The 15,635-nt window shown below is 64.6% G+C and carries 14 protein-coding genes; 5 read left to right on the top strand and 9 right to left on the bottom strand.

What is annotated here, in order from left to right:
* Positions 1–69 precede the first annotated feature (69 nt).
* The 3 genes from dnaK (at position 70) to PSO31014_RS05965 (ending at position 5,276) form a co-directional block, all read left to right on the top strand.
* Positions 70–1,995: a molecular chaperone DnaK gene (dnaK, locus tag PSO31014_RS05955; RefSeq protein WP_150550753.1), complete on the top strand. Its 1,926-nt coding sequence runs from the start codon at positions 70–72 to the stop codon at positions 1,993–1,995.
* 127 nt (positions 1,996–2,122) lie between these two features.
* Entirely contained in the window at positions 2,123–3,274 is a 1,152-nt protein-coding gene (gene dnaJ / locus PSO31014_RS05960; RefSeq protein ID WP_150550754.1) for a molecular chaperone DnaJ, read from the top strand.
* Between the two features lie 4 nt (positions 3,275–3,278).
* Positions 3,279–5,276 carry a chorismate-binding protein gene (locus PSO31014_RS05965; RefSeq protein ID WP_174976407.1) on the top strand — a complete coding sequence of 666 codons (1,998 nt, stop codon included), beginning with the start codon at positions 3,279–3,281 and terminating at the stop codon, positions 5,274–5,276.
* A 53-nt stretch (positions 5,277–5,329) separates the two neighbouring features.
* Here the strand turns inward: PSO31014_RS05965 and PSO31014_RS05970 are convergent, their stop codons facing one another.
* The 3 genes from PSO31014_RS05970 to PSO31014_RS05980 form a co-directional block, all read right to left on the bottom strand.
* Positions 5,330–6,358: an ABC transporter substrate-binding protein gene (locus PSO31014_RS05970; RefSeq protein WP_150550755.1), complete on the bottom strand. Its 1,029-nt coding sequence runs from the start codon at positions 6,356–6,358 to the stop codon at positions 5,330–5,332.
* A gap of 90 nt (positions 6,359–6,448) precedes the next feature.
* The gene (locus PSO31014_RS05975; RefSeq protein ID WP_150550756.1) at positions 6,449–7,369 is read right to left on the bottom strand and encodes an ABC transporter permease; all 921 of its coding nucleotides are present in this window, start codon (positions 7,367–7,369) and stop codon (positions 6,449–6,451) included.
* A 10-nt stretch (positions 7,370–7,379) separates the two neighbouring features.
* On the bottom strand, positions 7,380–8,180 hold the full coding sequence (locus PSO31014_RS05980; RefSeq protein WP_150550757.1) for an ABC transporter ATP-binding protein: 801 nt from the start codon (positions 8,178–8,180) through the stop codon (positions 7,380–7,382).
* A gap of 212 nt (positions 8,181–8,392) precedes the next feature.
* On the opposite strand from PSO31014_RS05980, the gene PSO31014_RS05985 reads away from it, so the two are divergent.
* Both PSO31014_RS05985 and PSO31014_RS05990 read left to right on the top strand, forming a co-directional pair.
* The gene (locus PSO31014_RS05985; protein WP_017232029.1) at positions 8,393–9,055 is read left to right on the top strand and encodes a response regulator transcription factor; all 663 of its coding nucleotides are present in this window, start codon (positions 8,393–8,395) and stop codon (positions 9,053–9,055) included.
* Positions 9,052–10,419 (top strand): sensor histidine kinase, encoded by a 1,368-nt coding sequence (locus PSO31014_RS05990; RefSeq protein ID WP_150550758.1) that lies wholly within the window; start codon positions 9,052–9,054, stop codon positions 10,417–10,419. The genes PSO31014_RS05985 and PSO31014_RS05990 overlap by 4 nt, the downstream gene beginning before the upstream one ends.
* 143 nt (positions 10,420–10,562) lie before the next feature.
* On the opposite strand, the gene panB is transcribed toward PSO31014_RS05990, so the two are convergent.
* The 6 genes from panB to hda are packed head-to-tail and all read right to left on the bottom strand — an operon-like array spanning position 10,563 to position 15,558.
* Positions 10,563–11,381: a 3-methyl-2-oxobutanoate hydroxymethyltransferase gene (gene panB, locus PSO31014_RS05995; protein WP_130026877.1), complete on the bottom strand. Its 819-nt coding sequence runs from the start codon at positions 11,379–11,381 to the stop codon at positions 10,563–10,565.
* Positions 11,382–11,435: 54 nt separating this feature from the next.
* The gene (locus tag PSO31014_RS06000; RefSeq protein ID WP_174976408.1) at positions 11,436–12,092 is read right to left on the bottom strand and encodes a deoxynucleoside kinase; all 657 of its coding nucleotides are present in this window, start codon (positions 12,090–12,092) and stop codon (positions 11,436–11,438) included.
* Entirely contained in the window at positions 12,089–12,601 is a 513-nt protein-coding gene (gene folK / locus PSO31014_RS06005) for a 2-amino-4-hydroxy-6-hydroxymethyldihydropteridine diphosphokinase (RefSeq protein WP_150550759.1), read from the bottom strand. The genes PSO31014_RS06000 and folK overlap by 4 nt, the downstream gene beginning before the upstream one ends.
* Positions 12,598–14,115 carry a polynucleotide adenylyltransferase PcnB gene (gene pcnB, locus PSO31014_RS06010; RefSeq protein ID WP_150550760.1) on the bottom strand — a complete coding sequence of 506 codons (1,518 nt, stop codon included), beginning with the start codon at positions 14,113–14,115 and terminating at the stop codon, positions 12,598–12,600. The genes folK and pcnB overlap by 4 nt, the downstream gene beginning before the upstream one ends.
* Positions 14,112–14,792, bottom strand: coding sequence for a histidinol-phosphatase (locus PSO31014_RS06015; RefSeq protein ID WP_150550761.1), 681 nt, complete (start codon positions 14,790–14,792; stop codon positions 14,112–14,114). The genes pcnB and PSO31014_RS06015 overlap by 4 nt, the downstream gene beginning before the upstream one ends.
* 55 nt (positions 14,793–14,847) lie before the next feature.
* The gene (gene hda, locus PSO31014_RS06020; RefSeq protein ID WP_150550762.1) at positions 14,848–15,558 is read right to left on the bottom strand and encodes a DnaA regulatory inactivator Hda; all 711 of its coding nucleotides are present in this window, start codon (positions 15,556–15,558) and stop codon (positions 14,848–14,850) included.
* Positions 15,559–15,635 lie beyond the last annotated feature (77 nt).

Raw genomic sequence — 15,635 nt, forward strand, 5'->3', positions numbered from 1 at the left:
TGCAGATCAACGATTTGAGCGGGCCACAGGCCCCACGGAACGACGCAAAGGACGCTAGGAGAAATAAACATGGGTAAAATCATCGGTATCGACTTGGGCACCACGAACTCGTGCGTGGCCGTCATGGAAGGCAATCAGGTCAAGATCATCGAGAACGCGGAAGGTGCACGCACCACGCCGTCGATCATCGCCTATATGGAAGATGGCGAGATTCTGGTCGGCGCACCGGCCAAGCGCCAGGCGGTGACCAATCCGACGAACACGCTGTACGCTGTCAAGCGCCTGATCGGCCGCCGCTTCGAAGAAAAGGAAGTACAGAAGGACATCGGCCTGATGCCTTACAAGATTGTCAAGGCTGACAACGGCGACGCCTGGGTGGAAGTGCGCGACCAGAAGCTGGCTCCGCCGCAGATTTCCGCTGAAGTGCTGCGCAAGATGAAGAAGACCGCCGAGGACTACCTGGGCGAGCCGGTCACGGAAGCCGTGATCACGGTGCCGGCCTACTTCAACGACAGCCAGCGTCAGGCCACGAAGGACGCTGGCCGTATCGCCGGTCTGGAAGTCAAGCGCATCATCAACGAGCCGACCGCTGCCGCACTGGCATTCGGTCTGGACAAGAAGGAAGGCGGCGACCGCAAGATCGCGGTGTATGACCTGGGTGGCGGCACGTTCGACATCTCGATCATCGAAATCGCGGACGTGGACGGCGAACACCAGTTCGAAGTGCTGTCGACCAACGGCGACACGTTCCTCGGTGGCGAAGACTTCGACCAGCGCATCATCGACTACATCATCGGCGAGTTCAAGAAGGAACAAGGCGTCGATTTGTCGAAAGACGTGCTCGCGCTGCAACGCCTGAAGGAAGCGGCGGAAAAGGCCAAGATCGAACTGTCGTCGAGCCAGCAGACCGAAATCAACCTGCCGTACATCACGGCCGATGCCTCGGGTCCGAAGCACTTGAACCTGAAGATCACGCGCGCCAAGCTCGAAGCGCTGGTCGAAGAGCTGATCGCCCGCACGATGGATCCCTGCCGTCTGGCCATCAAGGATGCCGGCGTGAAGGTGAGCGACATCGACGACGTGATTCTGGTCGGCGGTATGACCCGCATGCCGAAGGTGCAGGAGAAGGTCAAGGAGTTCTTCGGCAAGGAACCGCGCAAGGACGTGAACCCGGACGAAGCCGTGGCCGCAGGTGCCTCGATTCAGGGTTCGGTCCTCTCGGGCGACCGCAAGGACGTGCTGCTGCTCGACGTGACCCCGCTCTCGCTCGGTATTGAAACGCTGGGCGGCGTGATGACGAAGATGATCACGAAGAACACCACGATCCCGACGAAGCACTCGCAAGTGTTCTCGACGGCCGACGACAACCAGCCGGCCGTGACGATCAAGGTGTACCAGGGGGAGCGCGAGATGGCCGCCGGCAACAAGTCGCTGGGCGAGTTCAACCTCGAAGGCATTCCGCCCGCCGCACGGGGTACGCCGCAGATCGAAGTGACCTTTGACATCGACGCCAACGGCATTTTGCACGTCGGCGCGAAGGACAAGGCCACGGGCAAGGAAAACAAGATCGTCATCAAGGCGAACTCGGGTCTGTCGGACGCCGAGATCGAGCAGATGGTCAAGGACGCCGAGCTGAATGCCGAGGAAGACAAGAAGGCGCGCGAATTGGCCGACTCCCGTAATCAGGGCGACGCGCTCGTGCACAGCACCCGCAAGGCGCTGACGGAGTACGGCGACAAGATCGAAGCCTCGGAAAAGGAAGCGATCGAGTCGGCCATCACGGCACTGGAAGGCGCGCTGCGCGGTTCGGACAAGGCGGACATCGATGCCAAGGTCGAGGCGCTGGGCACGGCCAGCCAGAAGCTCGGCGAGAAGATGTATGCCGACATGCAGGCGCAAGCCGGTGCCGCGGGTGCCGCGGGCGCCGAGCCGGGCAAGCCGCATGACGATAACGTCGTCGACGCCGAAGTGAAGGACGTCACCGACAAGAAGTAAGGCGTGCATGGCGCGCGACGCTCGTGAGTGTGCGTCGCGTGTAGGCCGGGTATCGAAGTTCTCTGACAAGGGAATCTCGACCCGGCTTTTTGCCTGATGGCGACATGCGCCAACATTGGAAAGACTTATGGCCAAACGTGATTACTACGAAGTGCTTGGCGTTGCCAAGAACGCCGCCGACGACGAAATCAAGAAGGCGTATCGCAAGCTGGCGATGAAGTACCATCCGGACCGCAATCCGGACAGCAAGGACGCCGAAGAGAAGTTCAAGGAAGTCAAAGAGGCTTACGAGATGCTCTCCGAGCCGGAGAAGCGTGCCGCGTACGACCAGTATGGTCATGCGGGCGTCGACCCGAACATGGGCGGCTTCGGCGGGGCGGGCGGTCAGGGTTTCGGCGGCTTCGCGGACGCGTTCGGCGACATCTTCGGCGACATCTTCGGTCAGGGCGGCCCTGGCGGTGCGGCCGGCCGGGGTGGTCGGGGCGGTCCGCAGGTGTATCGCGGCGCGGATCTGCGCTACAACATGGAGATCACGCTCGAGCAGGCCGCGAACGGTTTCGACACGCAGATTCGCGTGCCGAGCTGGGACGAATGCGAGATCTGCCACGGCAATGGCGCGAAGCCGGGCACGAAGCCCGAGACCTGCCCGACCTGTAACGGATCGGGCGCGGTGCGCATGTCGCAGGGCTTCTTCAGCATTCAGCAGACCTGCCCGAAGTGCCACGGCACGGGCTCGTACCTGCCCGACCCCTGCACGAACTGCCACGGCTCGGGCAAGATCAAGAAGACCAAGACGCTGGAGATCAAGATCCCGGCGGGTATCGAAGATGGCATGCGCATCCGTTCGGGCGGCAACGGCGAACCGGGTGTGAATGGCGGTCCTGCGGGCGACCTGTATGTGGAAATCCACATCAAGGCGCACAACGTGTTCGAGCGCGATGGCGACGATCTGCATTGCCAGATGCCGATTTCGTTTGCGACGGCGGCACTCGGTGGCGACATCGACGCCCCGACGCTGCACGGCAAGGCGACGTTCGAAGTGCCGGAAGGCACGCAGACGGGCAAGACGTTCCGCCTGCGCGGCAAGGGCATCAAGGGCCTGCGCGCGAGCTATCCGGGCGATCTGTACGTGCATGTGCAGGTCGAAACCCCGGTCAAGCTCGACGACAAGCAGAAGCAAATGCTGCGTGACTTCGATACGGCACTCAAGGCCGGCGGCGCTCGTCACAGCCCGCAGACGAAGGGTTGGTTCGACCGCGTGAAGCAGTTCTTCGAGTAATTCCATGTTATGTGAATCCCCCTTGGCCGCGTTCGCGCTGTTGGACGACAGCGCGGATCCGGCCGGCGGGGCGCGTCTGTATACCGGGCTCGTGCGCGAGGTGACTTGCGACGAGCCCGGTGTGCTTTCCGACGCGCTTCGCGAAGTGGAAGACGCCACGTGCCACGGCCTGCATGCCGTGTTGCTGGCCGACTACGAATTTGGCGTGCGTCTCGCGGGCGTACAAACGGTGGCGACGCGTCGCGCGCGGGGACGATTGCGCGCCCTGTTGTTTCGCGAGTTGCAGCGGCTCGACGCGACGCAAACGCAGGCGTGGCTGTCGCAACGCGAAGCGGCGGATGCCTGTGACGGCAGGGGGGCGCCTGTCGTTGCCGGTAACGGCGACGGCATTGCGCCGCCCGGCGTGGCCGGGGTCGCGGCGCTGCAAAGCGACGTGAGCGATGCGGCCTTCGACGACGCCATCGCCCGCATCCACGACTGGCTCGCGCAAGGCGAGTGCTATCAGATCAACTACACGTACCGTTTGAATTTCGACGCGTTCGGCTCGCCCGTCGCGCTGTATCGCCGGCTGCGCGCGCGCCAGCCGGTACCGTACGGTGCGCTCGTCATGTTGCCGGGCGCCTCGGGCGTGGCCGGCCGGGCGATTCTCTCGCTCTCGCCCGAACTGTTCCTGCGTCATTCGCGCGGCCAGATCGAGGCGCGTCCGATGAAAGGCACGGCGCCGGCCAGCGGCGACGCATCGGAGGACGCCGAGCGCCGCGCCGCGCTCGCGGCCGACGAGAAGAACCGCGCCGAGAATGTGATGATCGTCGATCTGTTGCGCAACGATCTCGGACGCATCGCAATACCCGGCTCGGTCGAGGTGCCGAGGCGCTTCGAGGTGACGCGATTCGCGAGCGTCCTGCAGATGACATCGACCGTCACGGCAACGCTGCCGCCAGCGGCGACGTTCGCCGACGTGTTGCGCGCGCTGTATCCCTGCGGTTCGATCACGGGCGCGCCGAAATATCGCGCGATGCAACTGATCGGTGAACTCGAGGCGTCGCAGCGCGGGCTCTACACCGGCGCGATCGGCTGGCTGGATGCACGGGAAGACGATCCGCACGCGCTCGGTGACTTCTGCCTGTCCGTCGCCATTCGCACGCTGGAACTCGATGCGCCGGACGCCAGCGGGCTGCGGCACGGACGATTGGGGGTCGGGGCGGGCATTGTGCTCGACAGCCAGGCACACGAGGAGCGCGAAGAGTGCAAGCTCAAGGCGCGTTTCCTGAGTGCGCTCGATCCGGGCTTCGAACTCTTCGAGACGATGCAGGCGACGCAGGCGTCGGGCGTGGCTCATCTCGCGCGGCACATGGCACGCCTGGCGGCGTCCGCGAAGTGGTTCGGCTTCCGGTTCGATGAGGCAGCCTTGCGTGCACAGATCGATGCGGTTGTCGCCACGCTGAGCGAAGACGACATTCACCGTGTGCGTCTGGCGCTCTCGCATGACGGAGGGGTCGCGATAACGCACGCCGTGCTGGCACCGCTACCGGGCAAGTCGGTCAAGGTGCTGCTGGCGGCGGCCGACGATCCCGCGAGCACGACGCGCGCGAACGACCTGTTCCTGCGCCACAAGACCACGGTGCGTGCGCGTTACGATGCGGCGTGGAAGCGGGCGGAAGCGAATGGGGCGTTCGACATGCTGTGCTTCAACGAGCGCGGCGAGCTGACCGAGGGCGGGCGCAGCAATGTGTTCGTCAAGCGCGACGGCATCTGGATGACGCCGCCGCTGTCGTGCGGTGTGCTACCGGGCGTGATGCGCGGGGTGATGCTCGACGACGCGAAATGGTCGGCGGTGGAAGCCGTGCTCACGCGAGAAGACGTGCTGAGCGCACAGGCAATTGTCGTGTGCAATGCGCTGCGCGGCGCGCTGCCTGCGACGTTGCTGGCGGCTTCACTGACGACGCCACCGACGCCACCGTCGATGCCATCAACAGCGCCATCGACGACGGCAAGCGACTGATGCAAGCGACTGACGCACGGCGGCGCCAACACGCGCCGCCGTGCGTCATGCCATTAACTGCCCTGACGCGCTGCCATCTGCGGCACGAACAGATCGCTCCACTTCGCGGGACGCGTCTTGATCGTGCCCGCGCGGCTCATGAACTCGACATACTGCATCAGGCCATTGGGCGTGGTGGTGAATTTCATGCCCGGATCGGCCAGAATCTGCTCGATGTCGGCTTGCGGCACCTTCATCTTCGACACGCGCAGGTAAGTTTGCGCGGCGCCGACGTGATCCTTGGCGATGTACGCGGCCGCTTCGTCCTGGGCGTCCAGGATCGCTTGCACCAGCTTGGGATTCTGCACGGTGAACTGCTTCGGCGCGAAGACCACGTCGATGGTGATGTTGCCGAGCACGTCGGTGGAATTCAGCACGCGCTTGATGCGCGGATCCTTCAGTTCCTGGTACGAGAACGGCGGCGAGGTGAAGTGCGCCGTGATTTCCGTCTTGCGGGAGAGCAGGGCACTGACGGCTTCCGGATGGCTCAGGCTGACCGTCAGCGGATCGAGCTTCGCGTAGTTCTCGATACCGAAGGCCTTGGCCGCCGCCATTTGCAGCAGCACGGCCGAGAGCGACGTCTTGATGCCCGGAATCGCAATCTTGTCCTTCGAGGTGAAGTCCTTGAGCGACTTGACGTTCGGATTGTTCGTGTTGAGCCAGAGCGGGCCGCTCGAGAGGGCCGACAGACCGATCACTTCCGAGCGCGGAATGCCGTGCGCTTTCGACCACAACGTGACGAAGCCGGGCGCGCCCGTGCCCGCGACATCGAGATTGCCGGCGAGCATGGCGTCGTTGATGACGTTGCCGCCGTCGAGCACGGACCACGTCGTCTTCACGTCACCCAGGCCCAGTGCCTTCGCGTGCTTCTCGATGAGATGCTGGTCGCGCATGACCATCAGCGGCAGATAGAGAATGCCGTAGCCGTGCGACAAACGCACGGTGCTCGCTTCGGCGTGCGCGACGTTGCCGAGCGTGGACAGGGCGGTCGTGGCAGCGAGCGTCAGCGCGCTTGCCCAGCGGGTGAAATGGCGTCGGTTCATGGTGTTGTTGTCTCCGGATAGTTGGAATTATTCATACCCCCGAAGGGGCGTCAATCAGACACTGCCGCAAAAAATCGTGTGAATCGTGAGTCAGTGCTGCATGCCCCAGCGGTGCAGCGTGCGCTTTTCGATGCGGGCGAACAGCAGGTTCTCGACTGCGAGACCGATCAGGATGACGAAGAACAGGCCGGCGAACACATTGGCCGTCTCCAGCGAGTTGCGGTTCTCGAAGATGTACCAGCCCAGACCGCCCGAGCCGGACGACACGCCGAACACCAGTTCCGCCGCGATCAAGGTGCGCCACGCAAACGCCCAGCCCACTTTCAGCCCGGTGAGAATGCTCGGGAACGCGGCCGGAATGAGCACATGCCGAACCAGCGCGAAACGCTTGAGCCCGTAGTTCTGCCCGACCATGCGCAGCGTTTTCGATACGCCGCGAAAGCCGCTGTGCGTGTTGAGCGCCACGGCCCACAGCACCGAGTGCACGAGCACGAAGATCACGCTGCCGTTGCCGAGGCCAAACCAGATCAACGCGAGCGGCAGCAGTGCGATGGCCGGTAGCGGGTTGAACATGGCCGTGAGCGTTTCGAGCAGGTCGTTACCGATCTTCGAACTGATGGCGACGGTGGTGAGCACGCCCGCGAGCCCGATGCCGATGCTGTAGCCGATGAGCAGCGTCTTGAGCGAGACGGCGGCGCGCAGCAGCAGCACACCGCTCGTCAGCCCGCCGGCGAAGGCGGCGACCGTGTCGGTGAAACTCGGGAAGAGCAGCGCGTTGTCGAGCCAGCGGCCGTAGATTTCCCAGATCACGGCGAGCACGCACAGGATGAGCGTCTTGCGCAGCCAGCTCAGCCGATACAGCGTTTCGAAGGTCGACAGCGGACGCTGAATCGACGACAGCTCGGCCGGCGTTGGTTCCAGCACGAATTCCGGCCGGTAGACAGCTTCGAGGGACGCTTCAGGGGTCGCTTGGGGGGGCGACGGGGTGTGTTGCGAGGTCATGGCGTTCATGGCCGTCTCCTCAGTGGGCTGCGAACAGCAGTTGATCGATGCGCGTCTCGAGCGCGCTCTGGTGCGCCGTACCGAGTTGCTCCGGGGCGATGCTATTGAGTTCGGCCTTGACCTGGCCGGGGTGCGGCGAGAGCAGCAAAATGCGCGTGCCGATGCGAATCGCTTCGTCGATGCCGTGCGTGACGAACAGCACCGTGAAACGCGTGTCGTCCCACAGGCGCAGCAGTTCGTCCTGCATCTTGCGGCGGGTGAGGGCGTCGAGCGCGGCGAACGGCTCGTCCATGAGCAGGACGTCGGGCTCCATCGCCATTCCGCGCGCGATGGACACGCGCTGTTTCATGCCGCCGGAGAGCGTGTGCGGATAGCTGTCGATGAACTTCGCGAGGCCAACCTTTTCGATGTAGTGGGCGGCGCGCTCGGCGGCTTCGCGTCGCTTGAGGCGACCGCTGGCGATCAGCGCGAACTCCACGTTCTGACGCACGGTTTTCCACGGCAGCAGTTGATCGAACTCCTGGAACACCATCATGCGATCGGGCCCGGGTTCGGTGATCGCACGGCCCTTGAGGCGAATCTCGCCGTGGACCGGCGGCAGATAGCCGCCAATGGCCTTGAGCAACGTCGATTTGCCGCAGCCCGACGGGCCGAGCAACACGAACCGGTCGCCCGGATAGACGTTGAAGCTCACTTGCTGCGCGGCGGTCACCAGGTAATCGTCGGTCTTGTATTGCAGCGTGACGCCATCGATTTCGAGCAATGGCGGCACCGCGGGCGCAGGGGTCCCGGCGGCGCCCGCATGGGGGGCGTTGTGCATTGCGTGTCTCCTGAGGGATGCTTTTATAATCGGTTCCCATGCTAAGCAGCGAAGCTGTAGCGAAGCTGACATGCCGGGCTCGCGACGCCCGTATTCAGGGGAAACCCCGAGGAAGTTGCCCGCGATTTCCGCGAGAATGCCGTGAACATCGCGGGTAGCCGCCGGACAATGCCGGCCGCCGCACGATAATCCTCGAAGGAGACCCAGGAACCATGCGCATCATGCTGGTGGAAGACACCGCCGATGTCGCCGAAGCGATCGCCACCCAGTTGCGCAGGCTCGGCCACGCGCTCGATTGCGAGACCGACGGCGCGGCCGCCGCGGCACGCATCGGCGACGATTACGACCTGCTGATCCTCGACGTCATGCTGCCGCACATCGATGGCTTCGAGTTGCTGCGACGCGTGCGCGAGCGCGGCCTGTCCACACGCGTGCTCATGCTCACCGCGTGCGCGGAGATCGAGGAACGCGTGCGTGCGCTCGATCTCGGGGCCGACGACTACCTCACCAAGCCGTTCGATTTTCGCGAGCTGGAAGCGCGCGTGCGGGCGCTCATGCGGCGCACCGGGCAGGACGCCACGAATCGGCTGACATGCGCCAACCTCACGTTGGACCGCAAGAGTCGCGGCGTCGAGGTCGATGGCCTGCCGATCGAACTGACGCGCCGCGAAGTGACGCTGCTCGAAATTCTCGCGGCGCGCCCGGGACGCATCTTCGGCAAAGACGAACTCATGGATCGCCTGTATGGCGACGAGCCGGCACCGAACGCGAACGCCATCGAGCAATATGTGGCGCGTCTGCGCAAGAAACTGGCCGCCGCGCAATTCCAGATTCGCACGTTGCGCGGACTGGGTTATCAACTCGTGCTGTCATGATCGTTCCCGGTCGTTCCCTGTATCTGCGGCTGGTCGTTCGCATGGGCGCTGTGCTGGCCTTCGCCGTGGCGGCGGTGCTGCTCGGCATCTGGTTCTCGACGCGCGCGGCCGTCGACCGCGCGTACGACCGCTGGCTGCTCGGCAGCGCGCTGCAGGTCGCGGAAAACACGTGGTATCAGAATGGCGAGGTCAACGTCGACGTGCCGCTCGCCGCCTTTTCCGCTCTCGCGCCGGGCGATCAGATCTTCTACAACGTGCTCGATCCGAACGGCCGCTCGGTCGCGGGCGATTCGGAGTTCCGTCCCGATATTCCGTGGGACAAGCTGGCCGGCGGGCCGATCGTGGTCGACGGCACGTATCAGGAGATGCCCATCCGCATCGCCATCGTCGGCCGTCGCATGCCGGTGAGCGCGCCGCATCCGTGGGCCGTGGTGGCGCTGGCGCACACGCAGAATGCACGCGTGCGGTTCACGCGCGGACTGGCGGACAACACGTTGCTCATCACCATCGCCACCGGCGTGCTGACGATGCTCGCGGCGTTGTGGACGCTGCGTCAGGCGCTCGCGCCGCTCAAGCAGATCGAAGCGGCCATCCGGGCGCGCGATTCGAACGACCTCGTGCCGCTGGCGGTGACCGCGCCGGCCGAGACGCTGGCGCTCGTCGGCGCAATCAATGACTTCATGCAGCGGCTGGCCACCTCGCGCGCGCTGATGCGTCGTGTCATCGGCGACGCCGCGCATCAATTGCGCACGCCGGTGACGGCGCTCACCGCGCAGGCGGAAATGCTCACGCAGACGCAGGACGAGGCGGCGCGTCAGGCGCATATCGCGCGCATCCAGAAGCAGGCGCGTGGGCTGGGCGGACTCATTCACCAGTTGATCAATCACGCGATGGTGCAGCATCGCGCCGACAGCGTGGCGCCCACGCCGGTCGATCTGAAGACGTTGTTGCCGGTGGCGATGCGCGAGACGCTGTCGTATGCAACACGCGATATCGATGTGGCCTTTCACGCACCGCCGACGCCCTGCATGATCGTCGGCGATGCCCTGAGCCTGCGCGAAGCGATCAAGAACGTGCTGGTCAACGCGCTGGCGTATGGCGCACCGCATCGGCTTCACGTCGATGTGACGCGCGTCGACGATCAATGGCGCGTGCGGTTCTTCGACGATGGACCCGGCATCCCCGAGTCGGAGTGGCAGCGGGTGCGCACGCCGTTCTCATCGCGCGCCGACGGACGCGAAGGGGCGAGCCTGGGGTTGGCGATGGTGGCCGAGGTGATGCTTGCGCACGGCGGGACGATGACGTTCGAGTGGGGCCGCGACGCGGGGTTCGCCGTCGTGTTGACGCTGCCGATGGCGGGATGAGCGGGGAACGATTGCGCAAGAGGGCGCAAGGGGTGCGGCAGGATCGTGGAAGGTTCGTGCACGAGTGGCAAATCAGCGTGGACAGAGGCAGCGGCGCGTTCCCGAACCGCCGTCTCGTCAGCGCGTGGGGGGTATCCGCTCGCTCAGAAGCAATGCGCTTGCGCAGGGAACGTGCCGTGCTTGACCGCTTGCACGTACGCTTCGATGGCGGCGGCAATGCTCGGCTGGCCTTCCATGAAGTTCATCGAGAACTTCGGTGACTTGCCGGGGAACACACCGAGCATGTCCTGCAACACCAGCACTTGTCCGTCGCATTCGGGACCGGCCCCGATGCCGATGGTCGGCATCGTCGGCACTTCCGGTGTGACGCGCGCCGCGACGGCGGCCGGAATGGCTTCGAGCACGACCAACTGCGCGCCTGCCGCTTGCAGCGTACGCGCATCGTCGATCAGCTGCGTTTGCGCAGCATCTTCGCGCGCCTGAACCTTGAAACCACCGAACGCGTGCACCGACTGCGGCGTGAGCCCAAGATGCGCACACACGGGAATGCTGCGCTCCACCAGAAAGCGCACGGTCTCGGCGAGCCATGCGCCGCCTTCGATCTTCACCATTTGCGCACCGGCCTGCATGACGGCCACGGCGCTCTGATAAGCCTGCTCCTTCGTGCCATAGGTGCCGAACGGCAGGTCGGCCAGTACGAGTGCCTTGTCGACACTGCGCGCCACGCATTCGGTGTGATAACAGATGTCGCGCAACGTGACGGGCAACGTCGTGCGCTGGCCTTGGATTACGTTGCCGAGCGAGTCGCCAATCAGAATGGCGTCGACCCCCACGCGGTCGAGCAGCGCGGCGAAACTCGCGTCATACGCGGTGAGCATGGCGATCTTCTCGCCGCGCTCGCGCATCTGGGCAAGCCCGGGAACGGTCACGGCCTTGCGGTTGGATTCTTGCAGATAACTCATGTCAGCCTCGGTTCATGAGGTGTCGCCCGTTCGCCTGCGCGGCGTGGGCGACGATCAGGGGCGAGCGCCCTTGACGAAGACTTCCTTGCGTCCGCGCATCTGATCGATGCGTTCGACCAGCAGGGCGAAGTCGTTGTCGTTATGCGCCGGGTCGAATTGCTCGGTGTCGACCGTCAATACCGGCGCAGCGGCGTAATGATAGAAGAATTCGCCGTAGATGTCGCACAGCGCGCGCAGATACGTATCGGGAATTTGCTGTTCCATCGGAATGGCGCGCTTCTGAATGCGCGCGAACAGCGTCTCGGGGCTCGCCTGCAGATGAATCACGAGATCCGGCGCCCGGTGCGGCCGCTCGATGTGCGCCACGAGCTTGCGATACAGGTCGAGTTCGTCGGTCGAGAGCGTCAGGCGTGCGAACAGGCCATCTTTTTCGGGAAGAAAGTCGGTAAAGATCGGTTTGCCGTCGATCTCACGCCGCGCAATTTCCGTCGCTTCGTCGACTCGTTGTAGACAGAACGACAACTGCGCGGGCATCGCGTAGCGTGCGCTGTCGCGATAGAAACGTTCGAGAAACGGATTGAGCGTGGGCTGCTCGAGCAACACTGTGGCGCCGGCGGCATCGGCCAGGCGCTGGGCCAGCGACGTCTTGCCGACCCCGATGGGGCCCTCGACGGCCAGGTAGCGAAAACGCCCGAGCACGGGCGATCTCATGACGCGTAGGCGCGCTTCGTCGGGCAGCAGCACTGCGCGACGCGCTCGATGCGCTGGTCGGCGACGCCCGGCAGCAAGGCGCTGACGCGGCCCAGGCCAGGAATGTCGAGTTCGGGAGCGAGATCCGCGAGCGGGCGCAGCACGAAGGCGCGCGCGGCCATGCGCGGATGCGGGACGATCAGATCGGGTTCGGCGATGCACTCGTTGCCGTACAGCAGCAGATCGAGATCGAGCGTGCGCGGCGCATTCTTGTACGGTCGCTCGCGCCCGAAATGCAACTCGATCTTCAGGCACAGCGTGAGCAACTGATGAGCGCTCAGGCTTGTCTCGACGGCGACGGCGCAATTGAGATAGTCGTCGCCGCTCGATTCGATGGGCGCCGTGCGATACAAGTCAGACTTGCCAATGATCGTGACGCCGATCTGCTGCGCCAGGCAGACGATGGCGTCCTTGATCGATTGGCGGGCGTCACCGAGATTCGCGCCGAGCCCGATGTAGGCAACAGTCATGAAGCACCTTCGGAACCATGCTGTCGCGATGATACCCGCTTGCCCTGATTCTCGCTGGTCGTGCTCTCGTTGCCGCTTCCCCCGTCGCCACGCTCATCGCCGCCCGAGCCTTCGCCACCGCTTCCGCCCGTCGGCTTGCGACGCCGACGGCGACGCTTGGCGGCCGGGGTGGAGCCCGGTCCACTGCCTTGGGAAAGCAGGGCGTCGCGTGTCGCGGCGTCGCCTTCGAGGAAATCGGTCCACCACTGGCCCGCTTCGGCCGGGACTTCACCCGATTCGCAACGCAGCAGCAGGAAATCGTAACCGGCGCGCAGGCGCGGATGCTCGAGCATGCGCAGCGGCGTGCGGCCAACGCGTTTGTCCAGACGCACCTGCAAGCCCCAGATATCCTTCATGTCGGCGACGAAACGACGCTGGATCGCCAGCTTGCCGGTTTGCGCGTCGAGCACGTCGTCCATGGCGAGATGCAGCGCCGGAATCGGATATTCGCCCGCACTTTGATAGGCTTGCCACTTTTCGAGCACGAGATGCCAGAGCAGCGCGGCGAACAGGAAGCCGGGTGAGACCGGCTTGCCTGCGCGGATGCGCGCATCGGTGTTGGCGAGCGCCAGCATGACGAACTTCTCGCCCAACGGCTGCTCCAGCACCACATCGAGCAACGGTAGCAGGCCGTGATGCAGGCCCTGCTCTCGCAGTTGCTGCACGCAGGCCCACGCATGACCCGAGAGCAGCAACTTGAGCATTTCGTCGAACAGACGCGCCGCCGGCACGTTGTCGACGAGTGGCGCAAGCTGCGTAATCGGCGCGGCCGTCGCGTCGTCGATCTTGAAGCCGAGCTTGGCCGCGAAACGCACCACGCGCAGCATGCGCACGGGGTCTTCGCGGTAGCGCGTGGTCGGGTCGCCGATCATGCGCAGCACACGCTTCTGAATGTCTTCCCAGCCATGGTGATAGTCGTGCACCGTCTGGGCCGCCGGATCGTAATACATGGCGTTGACGGTGAAGTCGCGCCGGGCGGCGTCTTCCTCCTGCTCGCCCCACACGTTGTCACGCAGCACGCGCCCTGACTCGTCGGTGACGTGCGTCTTGCGGTCGAGTTCGCCTTTTTTCGGACGACGTGCGCCGATCTGCTCGCTGTCGACGGCATCGACCAGCGCCCGGAACGTGGAGGTCTCGATGATCTCCTGCCCGAACTGCACGTGCACGATCTGGAAGCGACGGCCGATGATGCGCGCGCGGCGGAACAGGCGCTGGACCTGCTCGGGCGTGGCGCTGGTGGCGACGTCGAAGTCTTTCGGGGCAATGCCCAGCAGCAGATCGCGCACGGCGCCGCCGACGATGAAGGCCTTGAATCCGGCTTGCTGCAGCGTGTCGGTCACGCGCACGGCGTTCTTCGAGAGCAGGCTCGGATCGATACCGTGGACCGAGGCGGGAATGACGACCGGCTTGCCGGTCGGGGGCAGGGTGGCCTGGCTGTCTTTGCCAAGCAGTTTCTTGATGAGTTTGCGGATCACTGGAACAACTCGAGAATGGGCCAGCGACGCGCCAGCGCGATGTCGCGCAGCGCCTCATCGGGGTTCGTTGCCACCGGATGGTTCACCTTCTCCATCAGGGGGACGTCGTTGGCGGAATCGCTATAGAAAAAGACGTGGTCGAAATCGTGCCACGACTTGCCAAGGCTGGCGAGCCAGGCTTCGGTGCGCGTGATCTTGCCCTCGCGGAAGCTTGGCGTACCGACATAGTCGCCGGTGTAACGCGCGTTCGGATCGTTGCTGGCGGTCGCCGGCTCGGTGCCGATCAGATGATCGATACCGAACGCCCGGGCGATCGGCCGCGTGACGAACGTGTTGGTGGCCGTCACGATCGCGCACAGGTCGCCGGCCTGACGGTGGGTGTCGAGCAGTTCGAGCGCTTCGGGACGAATGTGCGGCAGGATCGCTTCTTCCATGTACTGCGCGTGCCACGCGTCGAGCTGGTCGCGCGGATAGCGCGCGAGCGGCGCGAGGCAGAAACGCAGATAAGCCGGCATATCGAGCCGGCCTTCGCAGTAATCCTGATAGAACGCCTCGTTGGCCTGTGCGTACGAATCACGTTCGACAGCACCCTGGCGCACGAGGAAACGACCCCACTCCTTGTCGCTGTCCGTGGGCAGCAGAGTGTGGTCGAGATCGAAGAGGGCTAAATTGGTCATTGCGCGAATTTTACCTGAAGCTAAGGGCGGCTTACCTGAACCGACGCGATACCGGTCAGTTTTTCCCTTCGGGGGTGGCCGGATCGGTGTGTGTCAGCATCTGGCGCAGCAACGGCAGGGTCACCGCGCGCTTTTGTTCCATCGAAAACCGGTCGAGACGATCGAGCAACGCCATGAGGCTCGACATATCGCGCTCGAAGTGCGTGAGCAGATAGGCGGGCACGTCGGTCGCCAACTGCAACCCGCGCTCGCGGGCGGCATTCTGCAGCGCCTGCTTCTTGCCGTCGTCATCGAGTCCCACAATGTGAAATACGAGACCCCAGCCGAGGCGGGTGCGCAGGTCCTCGCGCAGCGGCATGTCGACAGGGGGCTGGGCGCCCGCGGCCACGAAGGCACAGTGCGGGCGGGCGCGTGTCTCGTTGAACAGGTTGAAGGCGGCGATCTGCTGGGTGGGTGAGAGATGGTCACAATCGTCGACGCAGTAGATCGTGCTCGCGTCGTCGAACGTGAAGGCGGCCAGCGGGCTGTTCGGGCGCAAATAGCGCGCGCTCGGGCCGACGGCATGGCACAGGGCCTCCATCAGGTGGGTGCGGCCGGACCCGGCCGTCCCCCATAGGTAGATGCCGCGATCGCGCGCCGTGCCGGCCGAGAGTTCGGCGGGCAGGCCGGCGAGCGTTTGCGCCGCCTCGCGATTGGGCCCGACAATGAAATTGTCGAACGTGGCGGGCGGCGGTGTGCCGAGGTCGAGAAACAGTTGCTGGATCACGAACGAGGAAAGCCGGCAAAAGGCTGGCGGAGTACGGTTTACAGGGCAAGCCGACGTCAGCTTGCATCCGATATCCG

Origin of the sequence: Pandoraea soli (assembly GCF_902459595.1) — a bacterium.
Classification (GTDB): domain Bacteria; phylum Pseudomonadota; class Gammaproteobacteria; order Burkholderiales; family Burkholderiaceae; genus Pandoraea; species Pandoraea cepalis.

Bases quoted from the DNA above. Each gene is read 5' to 3' on its own strand.
- dnaK (WP_150550753.1), top strand. From the start codon at position 70: ATGGGTAAAATCATCGGTATCGACTTGGGCACCACGAACTCGTGCGTG.
- dnaJ (WP_150550754.1), top strand. From the start codon at position 2,123: ATGGCCAAACGTGATTACTACGAAGTGCTTGGCGTTGCCAAGAACGCC.
- PSO31014_RS05965 (WP_174976407.1), top strand. From the start codon at position 3,279: ATGTTATGTGAATCCCCCTTGGCCGCGTTCGCGCTGTTGGACGACAGC.
- PSO31014_RS05970 (WP_150550755.1), bottom strand. From the start codon at position 6,358: ATGAACCGACGCCATTTCACCCGCTGGGCAAGCGCGCTGACGCTCGCT.
- PSO31014_RS05975 (WP_150550756.1), bottom strand. From the start codon at position 7,369: ATGAACGCCATGACCTCGCAACACACCCCGTCGCCCCCCCAAGCGACC.
- PSO31014_RS05980 (WP_150550757.1), bottom strand. From the start codon at position 8,180: ATGCACAACGCCCCCCATGCGGGCGCCGCCGGGACCCCTGCGCCCGCG.
- PSO31014_RS05985 (WP_017232029.1), top strand. From the start codon at position 8,393: ATGCGCATCATGCTGGTGGAAGACACCGCCGATGTCGCCGAAGCGATC.
- PSO31014_RS05990 (WP_150550758.1), top strand. From the start codon at position 9,052: ATGATCGTTCCCGGTCGTTCCCTGTATCTGCGGCTGGTCGTTCGCATG.
- panB (WP_130026877.1), bottom strand. From the start codon at position 11,381: ATGAGTTATCTGCAAGAATCCAACCGCAAGGCCGTGACCGTTCCCGGG.
- PSO31014_RS06000 (WP_174976408.1), bottom strand. From the start codon at position 12,092: ATGAGATCGCCCGTGCTCGGGCGTTTTCGCTACCTGGCCGTCGAGGGC.
- folK (WP_150550759.1), bottom strand. From the start codon at position 12,601: ATGACTGTTGCCTACATCGGGCTCGGCGCGAATCTCGGTGACGCCCGC.
- PSO31014_RS06015 (WP_150550761.1), bottom strand. From the start codon at position 14,792: ATGACCAATTTAGCCCTCTTCGATCTCGACCACACTCTGCTGCCCACG.